The 14,058-nt window shown below is 62.6% G+C and carries 9 protein-coding genes; 5 read left to right on the top strand and 4 right to left on the bottom strand.

The window, feature by feature from the left end; translation table 11 throughout:
- Positions 1-85 precede the first annotated feature (85 nt).
- The 5 genes from AC1DF4_RS06990 to AC1DF4_RS06970 all read left to right on the top strand — a co-directional run bounded on the left by AC1DF4_RS06990 (position 86) and on the right by AC1DF4_RS06970 (position 10,497).
- Positions 86-2,128 carry a hypothetical protein gene (locus AC1DF4_RS06990; RefSeq protein WP_476912207.1) on the top strand — a complete coding sequence of 681 codons (2,043 nt, stop codon included), beginning with the start codon at positions 86-88 and terminating at the stop codon, positions 2,126-2,128.
- Positions 2,128-3,756, top strand: coding sequence for a class I SAM-dependent DNA methyltransferase (locus tag AC1DF4_RS06985; RefSeq protein WP_476912206.1), 1,629 nt, complete (start codon positions 2,128-2,130; stop codon positions 3,754-3,756). The genes AC1DF4_RS06990 and AC1DF4_RS06985 overlap by 1 nt, the downstream gene beginning before the upstream one ends.
- The gene (locus AC1DF4_RS06980) at positions 3,753-4,952 is read left to right on the top strand and encodes a restriction endonuclease subunit S (protein WP_476912205.1); all 1,200 of its coding nucleotides are present in this window, start codon (positions 3,753-3,755) and stop codon (positions 4,950-4,952) included. Before AC1DF4_RS06985 ends, AC1DF4_RS06980 begins: the two co-directional genes overlap by 4 nt.
- A 174-nt stretch (positions 4,953-5,126) precedes the next feature.
- The gene (locus AC1DF4_RS06975; protein ID WP_476912204.1) at positions 5,127-8,351 is read left to right on the top strand and encodes a type I restriction endonuclease subunit R; all 3,225 of its coding nucleotides are present in this window, start codon (positions 5,127-5,129) and stop codon (positions 8,349-8,351) included.
- Between the two features lie 76 nt (positions 8,352-8,427).
- On the top strand, positions 8,428-10,497 hold the full coding sequence (locus AC1DF4_RS06970; RefSeq protein ID WP_476912203.1) for a DUF4357 domain-containing protein: 2,070 nt from the start codon (positions 8,428-8,430) through the stop codon (positions 10,495-10,497).
- A gap of 392 nt (positions 10,498-10,889) precedes the next feature.
- Here the strand turns inward: AC1DF4_RS06970 and AC1DF4_RS06965 are convergent, their stop codons facing one another.
- The 4 genes from AC1DF4_RS06965 to AC1DF4_RS06950 form a co-directional block, all read right to left on the bottom strand.
- Positions 10,890-11,210 carry a DUF6804 family protein gene (locus AC1DF4_RS06965; RefSeq protein ID WP_476912202.1) on the bottom strand — a complete coding sequence of 107 codons (321 nt, stop codon included), beginning with the start codon at positions 11,208-11,210 and terminating at the stop codon, positions 10,890-10,892.
- A 30-nt stretch (positions 11,211-11,240) separates the two neighbouring features.
- Positions 11,241-11,495: a hypothetical protein gene (locus tag AC1DF4_RS06960; protein ID WP_476912201.1), complete on the bottom strand. Its 255-nt coding sequence runs from the start codon at positions 11,493-11,495 to the stop codon at positions 11,241-11,243.
- Between the two features lie 108 nt (positions 11,496-11,603).
- Complete coding sequence (istB, locus tag AC1DF4_RS06955; protein WP_476912200.1) at positions 11,604-12,392, bottom strand: IS21-like element helper ATPase IstB; 789 nt, start codon at positions 12,390-12,392, stop codon at positions 11,604-11,606.
- Positions 12,392-13,327, bottom strand: coding sequence for a Mu transposase domain-containing protein (locus tag AC1DF4_RS06950; RefSeq protein ID WP_476912199.1), 936 nt, complete (start codon positions 13,325-13,327; stop codon positions 12,392-12,394). The genes istB and AC1DF4_RS06950 overlap by 1 nt, the downstream gene beginning before the upstream one ends.
- Positions 13,328-14,058: the final 731 nt, after the last annotated feature.

Genomic DNA, 14,058 nt, shown 5'->3' with positions numbered 1-14,058 from the left:
ACTGATAACCCCCGTTATCAGCACCTGACAAGAAAAGCCGCGGAGCCCAGTTAGGCTGAGGGTCGACGTTGTAAGGAGGCGGAAAATGAATGAAGCAGAAGCTCTGCGCATGACCCTTTCGGACGTTGCCGCCCTCGCGCAGGTCCAGCGCCCCGTCGTTTCCATGTGGCGCAAACGCAGCGCCGCGTCTGCCCACCCGTTTCCGGCGCCGGCGGCGCTCGACGGCGGAAGGGAACTGTTCGACGCCGACCAGGTCGGCGCTTGGCTGGAAGCCACCGGCCGCGGCAACAACACTGAGGCGCGGTACGACGCTGCCGCTTTTGCCGCCCCGGCTCTGCAAGGCCAGCGGGAGACCTTCAACGCCCTGACGTCGCTCCTGGCGTTGAAAGTCCTGACCGGCCGGCAACTGTCAACGCTCGGCACGGACCAGTTACTGGACGTCGCGGACGAATGCGACCCGGACGATCGCCTGCTTTACTCCGAACTGGAAGCCCTCACGGACGAGTTGCCGGCGCTGGCCGGCTATGGAGACAGACTGACCGACAGTGCGTACAGCGCACCGGCAGCCTTCGAAGCGCTCCTGGCGGACCGGTTCCGTGCCGGCCTTCGCGAACACGCGGACACCGCCCTCACGGCACCGGCCCTGTCTTTGGTCGCGGCGGCCGCCACGGCGCTGGCCGCCACCCTGGACGGCCGTCCGGTGTTTGTTGATCCGACGGCCGGCGGCGGCGACCTCCTAGTCGCGATTCTCCAGGCACACACGGATGCCGCCCACGTTCCGGTCTTGACCACGGACGACGACGGCGCCGCCGCGCGCCTCTTGAGGCGGCGGCTCGCGGTGCACGGCGCCGATACGGGGCTGGTCAGCATCAAGGGCGAGGACGGTCTCGCCATCTCCGGGCCAGCAGTTCAAGCGGCCCAGTACCCCTCCCCCGGCAACCCAAGCGCCACCGCTGAGGAAATCCTGGCGGGGATCGAAAACGTCGTGCTGCAAATGGACGACGCCCAGCGCGCCGTAATCATCGCACCCGCCAGACTGCTGTCCGCTCCGCTGACCGGAACAGCCGGCAACCTGCGAGGCGACCTGTTGCGCTCCGGCCGCGTCCGGGCCATCATCCAGCTGCCGCCGGGCTTGCTCAAGGCCAAGCCTCGGGAGCTCCAGGCCCTCTGGATCCTTGGGCCGTCCTTCGCCGAAGTCCCTATCGTGGACCGCTGGACCATGGTGGCGGACCTCAGCACCCGGCGGCTCACGCAGGACGTCAGCCAGGACCTCGTCAGCGACGTAGTCGCCGCCATGGGCAACCGCTGGACTCTCCGCGCGCATTCCTTCCGCTTCGCTCGCCTCATTCCCACCCGTACCTTGCTGGCTGGAAAGGGATGCCTCGTGGCGGCGTCCGCGCCAACGACTACGCGTGTCAGGGCCAGCGCCGATGCCGCCCTCAGGATCGACGAACTGCTCAGGCCCGGACTCTTCGGGTCCACGGAAGCCAGGCTTATGGTTGAGCCAGTGGAGGCGCCGGCGGCAACGGGCACCGTCAAGGTCGAGGAACTGCTTCGTCTAGGTAACCTTCGGTACATCAAGGGCAACCGGGTTCAGGAGGCAACCGCGACCAAACCGGAGGGCACCCGGCTCCTCGGACCGGCGGATCTCCTGAACGCGCACGCTGCGCCGCACCGCTGCATCGACCTTCTCGAGTTTGCCGCCAACAATCCTTCCGGCCGGCTCACTGAGCCGGGCGACGTCGTCTTCTGCACCAGCCCCCGTCCCGCGGCTCTGGTGGATCACGAGGGCGGCTCCGCCGTCGTCTTCCCGGCCAGGGTGTTACGGATCGACGCCGGTGACCCCGGCGGCCTGCTGGCCGACGTCGTCGCCGCGGACATCAGCGCCCTCGGTGCAGCAGACAAGTCCTGGCGCCAGTGGCGCCTACGCCGCATACCGGGTGCCCAGCGCAAGAAGCTGGGTGAAACGCTCGCCCGGCTGCAACACGAGCAGCAACAAGCCCGCGAACGCCTTGAGCGGCTGGAAGAACTCGCTACCCTGATTACGGACGGCGTAGCGGGCGGAAGCCTCACCCTGACAGACCCCACCATTAAGCTCGCCGAACCACAGACCGAAGGAACCCGTTAATGCCCCCGAAAATGAAGGTGGACCTCGCCCCGTCCACCATGAAGGAACTCAAGGACACCCTCTGGAAGGCCGCGGACAAACTGCGCGGTTCCATGGATGCCTCCCAGTACAAGGACGTGATCCTGGGCCTGGTGTTCCTGAAGTACGTCTCGGATGCCTTCGAGGAGCGCCGCGGGCAGATCCAGGCCGAGCTGGAAGCAGACGGGCTCAAGGAAGAGCAAATCGCCCAGCTGATCGACGACGTCGACGAGTACACCGGCCGCGGCGTGTTCTGGGTATCCGAACGGGCCCGCTGGACCTACCTGGCAGACAACGCCAAGGGCCTCCCCGCGATGGAAGGCGCCGAGCCCAAGCAGATCGGCCAGCTCATCGATGAAGCCATGGAACTCATCATGGCCGACAACAAGTCCTTGGCGGCCACGCTCCCCCGCATCTACAACCGCGACAACGTGGACCAGCGCCGCCTCGGCGAACTGCTGGACCTGTTCAACTCCGCCCGCTTCACCGGCCAGGGCGCCAGCAAGGCCCGCGACCTGCTCGGCGAGGTCTACGAGTACTTCCTGGAGAAGTTTGCCAAGGCCGAGGGCAAGCGCGGCGGCGAGTTCTACACCCCGGCCGGCGTGGTCCGCGTTCTCGTGGAGGTTCTCGAACCCCTCCGCGGCCGCGTCTACGATCCCTGCTGCGGTTCCGGCGGCATGTTCGTCCAGGCCGAGAAGTTCCTCGCAGCCCACAACATGGAGGGCTCGGACATCTCCGTCTACGGCCAGGAGCTCAACGAGCGCACCTGGCGGATGGCCAAGATGAACCTCGCCATCCACGGCCTCAACGCCAACCTCGCCTCCCGCTGGGGCGACACGTTCGCCCGGGACCAGCACCCCGAACTGACCGGAAACAACGGCGCCGACTTCATCATGGCCAACCCGCCCTTCAACATCAAGGACTGGGCCCGCGCAGAATCCGACCCCCGCTGGAAGTACGGAGTGCCCCCGGCTGGCAACGCCAACTACGCCTGGATCCAGCACATCATCTCCAAACTGGCCCCCGGCGGCAGCGCCGGCGTCGTCATGGCCAACGGCTCCATGTCCTCCACCTCCGGCGGCGAGGGCGAGATCCGGGCCCAGCTGGTGGAAGCTGACCTGGTCTCCTGCATGGTGGCGCTGCCCACCCAGCTCTTCCGCAGCACCGGCATCCCCGTCTGCACTTGGTTCTTCGCCAAGGACAAGACCGCCGGCAAGAACGGCTCAGTGGACCGCACTGGGCAGGTGCTCTTCATCGACGCCCGCAACCTCGGCTACATGGTGGACCGCGCCGAGCGCGCGCTATCCGACGACGACATCGCCAAGATCGCCAACACCTACCACGCCTGGCGCGGCACAGCATCCGCCGGTGAGGCGGGGCTGACGTACAACGACGAAGCTGGCTTCTGCTATTCGGCCAGCCTCGCGGAGGTGAAGGCCGCAGACTACGCGCTGACGCCTGGCCGGTATGTCGGTGCGGCCGATGTTGAGCACGACGGCGAGCCGATCGAAGAAAAGATCGCCCGCCTGTCGAAGGAGCTCTTCGAGCAGTTCGAGGAATCCGAGCGGCTGGCCCAGGTTGTGAGCGAGCAGTTGGGGCGGGTCCTATGAGTCTCAAGACTGTCACCATTGCCGAGATCGCAGCGCCCGACAATCGGTCGATAGCTATCGGGCCGTTTGGATCAAGTCTGAAGGCTGATTTATACGTTCCATCGGGGGTTCCCGTTGTTCGCGGTCAGAACATTGGGGAGGGCGGGGAACTGGATGAGTCCGACCTAGTCTTTGTTGAGCCGGAAACGGCGGCTCGGTTTCCCGCTTGCTTGCTGAACGAGGGGGACTTAGTTTTCCCTCATCGCGGGGCAATCGGTCGCGTTGGCATCGTTGGGAAGCGTCAGATGCTGCTGTCCTCCAGCATGATGAAGCTCACGGTTGATCTACGTAGGGTTGATCCCCGTTTCGTTTTCTACTACTTCCGCGGACCCGGTCAACGGGAGCTCTTGAACCGCGCGTCAACCGTTGGAACACCGGGCATCGGGCAGCCGCTTACTTCGCTACGTGGGATTTCAATCCAAATACCGGAGCTGGATCAGCAGCGGGCGATCGCGGAAGTACTGGGGGCTCTCGACGACAAGATCGCCGCCAACACAAAGTTGGCCGCTCTTGGAGACGCCTGGATCCGAAGTAACTTCGACCTCCTCTCCTCTGAATCCGCGGACACTAGGCCGCTGGCAAAACTCGTGCGATCCCGCAAGGAGCCGGTCGACCCTACGAAGCTCGATGTGACGATTCCCTATGTCGGCCTTGAGCACATTCCGCGACGACTAATGTGGCTGGGTGAGATCGGCGAATCATCGGATGTCACAAGCAATAAGCACCGTTTTAGCGATGGCGACGTCTTGTTCGGAAAGCTCCGCCCCTATTTCCACAAGGTGGTCACCGCCTCCACAAACGGCATTTGCTCCACGGACGTCCTAGTCCTAAGCCCCGGTGCCCACGAAATGGCAGGTTTCGCACTGGCTGCCTTAGCGAGCGATGAGGTTGTGCGGGCAGTTACGGCGCTAAGCGAAGGAACAAGAATGCCTCGAACGAGCTGGAAGGATCTATCTTTGGTTGAAATTCCGTGGCCCGGAACAGAGCGAGCCCTCGCCTTCGGCCAGCAGGTCCTGTCCATTCGGGGTTTGGCATTGAACGCGGCGGCGGAGAACCAGACGCTCGCCACCACCCGCGATGCCCTCCTTCCCCAACTCATGTCCGGAAAGCTACGGGTCACGGACGCGGAGAAAGTGCTGGAGGAAGCGGGGGTATGAGGTCGGGCGATAGTGCGTCTCAGCTAGCAATGGCGACGCCCTGCGCCGCAGCCTGGCCGCCGGCCACAGCGATTGTGCATGCGCTGCTTGCACAATCGCGTTGGCGTCACCACCTCGCGCTCGTACAGCCCAATAAGTGTTGGCTCGAGGCCGAGCTTACGCACGACATCTAGAATGACATCCGGTCCATCAGGGGGAAACACCGTGACAGCAGCACCCGCAGTAGCCTTTTCCGAAGCCGATTGGGAAGGCATGGCGCTAGACCGTTTGGCCGAGCCGCTCGGGTGGCGGCCAGCTACAGGGCAGGACATCGCGCCGGGCAGGGGTGAGCGCGATTCATGGGACGAGCTGTTGATCCGGCCCCGGCTGGCCGCGGCTCTGCAGCGGTTCAACCCGAGGGTTCCGGCCCAGTACCTGCAGCAGGCACTCGCAGAGATTGCCGCGCCCAAGTCCAACGACGCCATCACCGAAAACCACCGTATCCACAACTACCTCGTAGACGGCTACCGGCTCAGCTACATCGACTCGGATGGCAACGAGGCCAACCCCACCATCCACCTGCTGAGCTCGGACCCGGACCAGAACGACTGGCTCGCCGTCAACCAAGTCACCCTGGTGCAGGGCGACTTCAAACGCCGCTTCGACGTCGTGCTCTACTGCAACGGGATGCCCGTCAGCGTCATCGAACTCAAGAAGGCCGGCAGCGCCACCGCCGACGTCGCCTCCGCGCACGCCCAGCTGCAGACCTACCTGCGCGAGTTCCCCATGGCGTTCCGCTTCTGCGTGTTCACGCTCGCCTCGGACGGGATCCAGGCCAAGTACGGCACACCGTTCACTCCCCTCAACCACTTCTCACCATGGAACGTCGACGACGACGGAGTGCCCGTCGCGCCCGGGTACATGGAAGACGGCGAGGCCGTGACAGCCCTCGAGACCGCACTTCAGGGCCTCTACAACCAGGAGCGGTTCCTTCAGTTGGTCCGCAACTTCACTGCGTTTGATGAAGGCTCGGACGGCCTAAGCAAGCGCATCGCAAAGCCGCACCAGTATTTTGCCGTGACGAAAGCCGTGGGCAGCACCGTTCAGGCCGTGGAAAGCAACGGCAAGGCCGGCGTCGTCTGGCACACCCAGGGTTCGGGCAAGTCCATGGAAATGGAGCTCTACGCCAACCTCGTGGCGCGCCACCCCAAGCTGAAGAACCCCACCGTCGTCGTCATCACTGACCGCAACGAGCTCGACGGCCAGCTGTTCGAGGGCTTCGAACGCAGCCTGTTGCTGGCCGAGTCCCCCAAACAGATCAAGAAACGCTCCGAGCTCCGGGACGAATTGAGCAACCGCACCACCGGCGGCATCTACTTCACCACCCTGCAGAAGTTTGGCCGCAGCAAGTCGGAGAAGGACGCCGGCGCCGAGCACCCGCTGCTGTCCGACCGGCGCAACATCATCGTGGTGGTGGACGAAGCTCACCGCTCGCACTATGACGACCTGGACGGTTACGCCCGGCACCTTCGTGACGCCCTTCCCCACGCCACGCTGATCGCCTTCACCGGAACACCGATCTCGTTCGACGACCGCAACACCCAAGACGTGTTCGGAGAATACATCGACATTTATGACCTCTCCCGCGCGGTGGAGGACGGCGCTACCGTGCCTGTGTACTTCGAGCCGCGGCTGATCAAGGTGGGGTTGGCTTCGAACGTGACGGAGGAGATCCTGGACCAGGCGGCCGATGAGGCCACGGTGGGGCTGGATGACACCGAGCGGGCGCGCATCGAGGCGAGCGTCGCCGTCGTGAATGCCGTCTACGGTGCGCCGCAGCGGATCGCGGCGCTGGCCGCCGACCTGGTCGCGCACTGGGAGAACCGCAGCGTCCGGATGGGCAAGTTCATCGAGGCGCCGGGCAAAGCCATGATCGTCGGCGGGACGCGGGAAATCTGCGCGAAGCTGTACACGGCCATCGTGGAGCTTCGGCCTGAGTGGCATTCCGACGACCTGGCAAAGGGCAAGATCAAAGTGGTCTACTCCGGCACCGCGTCCGACGTGCCGCCGGTCTCCGATCACGTGCGCCGCGACTCTGCGAACGCCTCGGTGAAGGAACGGCTCAAGGACGTGGACGACGAGCTGGAACTGGTGATCGTCAAGGACATGATGCTCACTGGCTTCGACGCCCCACCGCTGCACACCCTGTACCTGGACCGGCCGCTCAAGGGCGCGCTGCTGATGCAGACGCTTGCCCGCGTGAACCGTACGTTCCGCGGCAAGGAGGACGGGCTGCTGGTGGCGTACGCCCCGCTGGCGGAGAACTTGGCAAAGGCGCTGGGCGAGTACACGCAGTCCGACCAGAAGAACAGGCCGGTGGGTCGCAATGTCGATGAAGCGGTAGGCGCTGCCCTTGGACTGGTGGAGTCCCTGCGGGGTTTGATCGCCGGCTACGACTGGAAGGCCGTGCTTATGAAGGGCGGCCCGAAGGCGTTTGTGTCCGCTGCGACGGGCGCAGCCAACTACCTGCGCAGCCCGGGGACGCCTGGAAACCAGCCTGCCGAAGGCGAGGAGACGCTCGCCTCGAAGTACCGGCGGTTCTCCAGCCAGCTCTCGCGGGCGTGGGCGCTGTGCTCGGGGTCCGAGACCCTGGCCGAGCTGCGGCCGGAGATCCAGGTCTATGAGGAGACCCGGGTGTATATGGCCAAGTTCGACGCCGCCGACCGGCAGGCCAGCGGCGAGCCGGTGCCGGAAGAGATTCAGCGGCTGCTGGGCAATCTGATCGCGACCGCAACGTCTTCGGGCGAGGTCCTGGACATCTACGAGGCTGCCGGCATGCCCAAGCCATCGCTGGATGACCTGACGCCGGAGTTCATCGCCAAGACCCAGCAGGCGCGGAATCCGCAGCTGGCCATCGAGGCGCTGCGGAAGCTCATCGCCGACGAGTCGGCGAAGACGACCCGGAATAACGTGATCCGGCAGCGGGCCTTCTCGGAGCGGATCACCGAGCTGATGAAGAAGTACACCAACCAGCAGCTGACATCAGCGGAGGTCATCGCTGAGCTGGTGGAGCTGGCGCGTGAGGTGGCCGCAGAAGGCAACCGCGGTGCGCAGTTCACTCCGCCACTGAATACGGACGAACTAGCCTTCTACGACGCTGTGGCTTCGAATGAGTCTGCTGTGGAGGTTCAGGGCGAAGGCGTCCTGGCTGACATCGCCCGCGAGCTTGTGTCGGTAATGCGCCGTGACGTCCGCACTGACTGGACTGTGCGCGACGACGTGCGGGCCAAGCTACGGTCCTCGATCAAGCGACTCCTGGTCCGTTTCGGGTACCCGCCGGCCAAGCAGCCAGAGGCGATCAAGCTGGTCATGGAGCAGATGGAAACCATGGCCCCGCGGTTCGCCGAGGCGCGCAGATGAATCCAGCCACGAACTACCTAGCCAATATTCAATGCGCCATCAGCGACGTCATCGTCGCTCGCAGGAGGATGAACATATGACGGCGAACCTAGCACCCACACTGGAGGCGCACGAATTGTCTCTTGAAAAGATCTTTTCTAGTGACTTCGCGTTCTCCATCCCGGACTACCAACGTCCCTACTCTTGGTCCACCGATCAGTCGGGTCAACTGCTCGACGATCTGAAGGACGCCATGGATCAGAACGATGGCGAACCCTACTTCTTGGGTTCCATCGTTCTCGTGAAGTCGAAGGGTAGTCCGGCGGCCGATGTAATTGACGGTCAGCAGCGACTAACTACACTAACAATATTGTTCTCGGCACTGCGCGCGCTGGCCACGGAAGAAACCGTCGTCAACCGTATAGAAAGCTGGATCCACGCGCCCATCGACCCGTTCGATGATGCGCCATCACAGCCCCGTGTGATCCTAAGAAATCGTGACCAAGAATTCTTTTACCGTAATATTCAGTCCGCCGCGGGTCTGGAAAAAATCACTGATATGAAATCGCCACCCATTGATGCCTCTGAATCGCAACAGAGAATCTTCGAGAACTTCAAGCATTTTCATGAGGAACTCATTTCTTGGAGCTCCGAAAAGCGGAAGCAGCTCGCCGCGCTGCTATCTAAGAAGACTTTCCTCGTTGTGGTCAGCACACCCTCAACTGAAAGCGCACATCGCATTTTTAGCGTGATGAATTCGCGCGGCCTTGAACTTTCCCCAGCCGACATCTTCAAGTCTCGCGTCATCGGCTCAATATCGGATGAACCCGCCAGAAAGCAGTATGCGTCGAGATGGGAACAGGCCGAGGTAAATATAACGCGGTCGTCCTTCGCTGACTTGTTCCTTCACATCCGCACAATTTTCGTCCAAGAACGGGCCAAAACTTCCCTACTCAAAGAGTTCCAAGAACTAGTATTGGCCAAGTTCCTACCCGACCGAGCCACTGACTTCGTCGACAGGGTTCTAGTCCCGTATTCGCAAGCATACGAAATCGTTACAAATTCTTCCTTCCAAGGTCGCGCGCGATCCGTCGAAATCAACTCTGCTCTTAGACGATTGAACGCATTGAACAATAAGGACTGGCTACCACCTGCTCTCTGGGCAATTCACAACCAAGGCGACGATGAGGACTTCCTGGCGGACTTCTTCCGCCGATTCGAGCGCCTCGCCGCCTCGATGCTTATTCGCCGCGAATACGCCACCCCACGCGCCCAACGGTACGCCGAGCTCTTGCGACATCTGGAGAGCGGTAACGGGCTCGAGTCTCGTGCTCTCCAACTCACAGAACAAGAAAAGTCCGCAACCCTAGAAGCGCTGGATGGCCAAATTTACGGGGCCAACCCCGTTGCTAGATATGTCTTGTTGCGTACCGACGAGATTCTATCGGGAGAAGCAGGAGTCAGCTACAACCATAAGGTGATAACCGTCGAGCATGTGCTCCCACAGAGGCCGGCCCCGGATTCGTCTTGGCGTCGAATATTCAGCGACGAAGAACGAGCGACCCTGGTGAACCGTCTGGGTAATTTGGTCTTGCTAAATCAGAGAAAGAACTCCCAGGCGGGCAACGCTGACTTCGATTTCAAGAAGTCGACATACTTCAAGACAGCTAAGGGCGTGTCAGTTTTTTCAGTTACAACGCAGGTCATCACGCAGGATCAGTGGGACGCCAACACCATTTTGGAGCGCCAGCAAGCACTTCTTAGCATGCTGGAGAAGGAATGGGATCTGAGGCCCGACGCGACCACCGAAGCCATTTCAACTGTGGCTACAGAGGGACTCAGCCTCCGACTGTACGGCACAGAAGGTTCATTCGGCGAAGCTCAATTTTGCAACGGACAATTCCAGCTGACCAAGGCTCGGCTGCTCCGAACAACGAAAGTCTCTATGCGGGAATCCCTTTTGAGTCGAAGAAGAGATCTGATCTCCCAAGGAGCGTTGACGCCTGACGGACCACACCACTTGCTGCTTGATCGGCCCGTCGAGTTCCCATCGCCCAGCGCTGCGGCGATGTTCGTCCTCGGAAGGTCCGCTAACGGACGAACGGAATGGAAGACTGAAGATGGCACTCTGTTGCAGGACGTAATTTTCTCGAGCCTACTATCCTAGAAGGGTCGCCCCGCAGAAGATTGCCGGGCGACCCCGAGGTTGATGTGAGATTCCGACCTATCTGGACCATTGCGCATAGTTGATCCCACTGTTTCCGACTCGTAATTGTCGGCTCAAAATCTTGGTGTTCCAACCTTAGTTGACACTCGTTGCAGCTGCACTACGTCGTCCCTGTTTGTGATGTTGTCGGCAGACATCCTTCGGGTTTTGCAGTCGCCGCCCTCGATCCCAGTCCGCTTACAGGCTCTCGTTTTTTGCTCATCAAGGGACGGCGCTCGATAACAAATGGACGACGTCACGGGCACCGTGTCGCCCAAAGTGCAGGGCAGGCCCTGTGGGCCCGAACAGACATGTGTGTCCGACGTCTGCGTCAGTGAGTATTCAAGCGGCGCTCAGACACGGGTCTTAGCCGACGCCTTGTCCGCCTGAGTTCCAGCTAGGGCCAGGATCACAGCCGCGGCCACATCCCAAGGTGCCCAGGCCGCCCTCGTCATCAGGTACATGGGAGCGATCGGATTGAACAGAATGGCAACCGGCACCAAGAGGAGCAGCCAGCCTGCTTTGCCGTTCTGCCACGCCAAGACAGCAATCCAGGCGGCGGCGATGCAGACAGCCCATCTGAGCAGTGTGTAGTAGCCGATTGGCATTGGTCCGAGTCCGATAAGGATGACGGCGGCTGCGGCCGCGCCGATGATGGTGGCCGTCTTTGCCATGGTGGGATGCTTTCGCTTGGAAGTGCGGTGTCAGAGCGAGTCCGCGCGAGGCTGCCTCGCCGTATCGCTGTCCGATCGTCCCTTGTTGTAGAAGTACACGGCCGCGATGACTCCGGCGATAATGAGCATCGTTATTAGCCCGCTCTGATTACTGTTGCGTTCCAGTTCACGCATGCACGCATCGAAGCCCTGGATCCCCGATTGCTCCTGACCGAGGCAATAGTCTGCCTGTTCCTCCGACGAAGCCAATATTGTCGATGCTTTGAATGCCAGACCAGTCCCCATCCGACGATCCTAGCGCCTGCTTGGACGGCTTCGGCAACTATTTGGTGTCAGCGATGGTCGAAAACTGAGCCGTTTCGTGGGTTGAAAAGTGAGCCACGTTGACGTTCGTTATTCTGCCTGATTTTCCGGTCGTGTCGAGGGCAGGGAGTCCGTGCGGGTGTGTTTGAGACGGTAGCTCGAGCCTTTGAGGGTGACGACTTCGGCGTGGTGGACGATGCGGTCGATCATGGCCGAGGCGACGACCTGGTCTCCGAACACATCTCCCCAGCGGGCGAACGGCAGGTTCGAGGTCAGAATCAGCGAGGCGTGCTCGTAGCGTGAGGAGACGAGCTGGAAGAACAGGTTCGCGGCGTCCTGTTCGAACGGGATGTAACCGACTTCATCGACGATGATCAGCCCGTAGCGGCGCAGCCGGACCAGCTCCTGCGGCAGCCGCCCGCCCTGATGCGCAGCCTGAAGCCGGGCGACCCAGTCGATGGCGGTCGCGAACAGGACCCGGTGGCCCAGCTGGGCGGCCCGCAGCCCCAACCCGGTCGCGAGGTGGGTTTTGCCGGTTCCGGGCGGGCCGAGCAGGACGATGTTGGAGGCCTCGCTGAGGAACGCGCCGGTGGCCAGGTGCGCGATGGTGTCGCGTTTGAGGCCGGGCTGGTGGTCGAAGCTGAAGTCATCGAGTGATTTACGGGCAGGGAAGCCGGCGGCCCGGGCACGGGATTCGGCTCCGGAGGCTTCCCGTGCGGCGACCTCCCGGGAGAGGACCGCTGCCAGGTATTCCTCATGGGTCCAGCCGGCCTCGCGGGCCTGGTCCGCGAGCCGGGCTGCCGCTTCCCGGATCCTTGGGGCTTTCATCGCCCGGGAGTAGTACTCGATCTGGCCGGCGGTTTCCTTCGCTTCGGTCATCAGGCGACCTGCCCGTCATCGAGAACGACCCCGAACGCCCGGTCGTAGTCCGCCAGGTCCCGCAGCCCGGCCGTGTCCCCGGCAGGTGCCGGGTTTTGGAAGGCTTTCCGCAAGGTCCGGGCAGCCTCGACATGGTCCGGATCGGTGATCGTCTGCCCCGCGCCCCAGGACCTGGGATGGCTTCCGACGCATCGGCCGTCCAGGCTGACCGTGACGGTCTCCAGGTCTGCGGTGACATCGACGAACCTGCCGATCGCCTGCGGATGCACGGAGTAGTCATTGGATCCCATCCGGATGTAGTAGTCCCGCGGGAGCCGGACCCGCGCGGCAAAACCGGTCACGGGCGGAACCGGCGGCAGTCCCAGCATCGCTGCCTTGTCCGGGCCGATCAGCTCGGTCGGCCGGGCGCCGGTCCGCCGGACCAACCGGGCGTTGGCTTTGGGCAGCCACTGGCCGAGCTGGGCGTTGAAATCCTCCGGCGACGCAAAGGCCCGGCCGGGCAGGAAGGAGGTCTCCAGGAACTGGTTCGCCCGCTCCACCACGCCCTTGCTCTCCGGGTCGTAGGGTTTGACCTGCACGATCCTGGTCGCGAGGACCCCGGCGAACGCCGCGACGCCGGCGGCGTAGCTGTTCCGCCGTCCGATGCCGGTTTCGTTGTCCCAGATCAGCCGCCGCGGAACCGCACCCAGGGATCCGATCAGCTCCCACATCCCGGCCAGCAGGTCCCCGGTCATCCGGGACGGGACCATCCGGGCCATGATGAACCGTGAATGCGAGGACACCATCACCAGCACCGGCAGCATCCGGGGTTTGCCGGCGCCGACGGGTATCCGCACCTCGGGGAACCACAGGTCGCACTGCGCCTGGTCGCCGGGTTCGTAACTGATCCGGTCCGCAGGATCCGCCGGAGCATACTCCGGCCGGATCCTGGCCACGTTCTCCCGGAACCAGGCCGGGGACCCGGACCACCGCTATTGACCTCATCGACTCACCCTCGGCAAGATGCAACCGCCGAATAAGCGCCCAATCCTCCACTGTGATCACCCACCCAATCGTTTGGAACAGGTGGCTCAGTTTTCAACCGTCACAATGGCTCAGTTTTCGACCGTCACCGACATTCATCTTTCAGGCTCCGCCGCCGCCCGCCTGAAGTCAGCCGGGTGTGGCGGCCCGGTGGCGCCGGCTTTCGGGCGCGCTCAAATCGACAGAGCAGTGCTGCCCTACTAGCGCACCATCCGAAATTCGACCTCGTGGGACGTTGGCGTCCGGTGGAGGATAGCAGGTATCCGCTTTCTGGCGGCCTCGGTCAAGCAAGGAAATGGTCTCAAACCCTCCGCCCGTGCGGCCGGCATCTGCAAAAGCATTATCCCGGCGACTAAAGGCTGGCGATGTGTCCAGCTTGGTCTACACCGGGACCCTTGAATTTTGGTTTTCCCCACACTTCTCCGCCAGGCGTGTGTCTCAGTTTCACCGCTCCAGTGGTGACGAGTATTCATCGCTCTCTCCCAGTGCCAGTCGGGACGCGATTGCTTTTGATGTGGGGTCATTGTGGGAGTTCAGACGCCAGGAAACCCTTGCCACGGAATCAGTAGGCGCAGCAGCAGTTCCACGTCGGGAGGCACTCATCATGGCTGCACTTACTTCCTTCCTATATCGCTCCCACAAA

This window comes from Arthrobacter sp. 05N429 (assembly GCF_056397045.1).
This window is presented reverse-complemented; position numbering and strand designations above follow the sequence as displayed.

Coding starts and splice junctions, on each gene's coding strand:
- AC1DF4_RS06970 (WP_476912203.1), top strand. CDS start 8,428: ATGACGGCGAACCTAGCACCCACACTGGAGGCGCACGAATTGTCTCTT.
- AC1DF4_RS06975 (WP_476912204.1), top strand. CDS start 5,127: ATGACATCCGGTCCATCAGGGGGAAACACCGTGACAGCAGCACCCGCA.
- AC1DF4_RS06960 (WP_476912201.1), bottom strand. CDS start 11,495: ATGGGGACTGGTCTGGCATTCAAAGCATCGACAATATTGGCTTCGTCG.
- AC1DF4_RS06965 (WP_476912202.1), bottom strand. CDS start 11,210: ATGGCAAAGACGGCCACCATCATCGGCGCGGCCGCAGCCGCCGTCATC.
- AC1DF4_RS06980 (WP_476912205.1), top strand. CDS start 3,753: ATGAGTCTCAAGACTGTCACCATTGCCGAGATCGCAGCGCCCGACAAT.
- AC1DF4_RS06990 (WP_476912207.1), top strand. CDS start 86: ATGAATGAAGCAGAAGCTCTGCGCATGACCCTTTCGGACGTTGCCGCC.
- AC1DF4_RS06985 (WP_476912206.1), top strand. CDS start 2,128: ATGCCCCCGAAAATGAAGGTGGACCTCGCCCCGTCCACCATGAAGGAA.
- istB (WP_476912200.1), bottom strand. CDS start 12,392: ATGACCGAAGCGAAGGAAACCGCCGGCCAGATCGAGTACTACTCCCGG.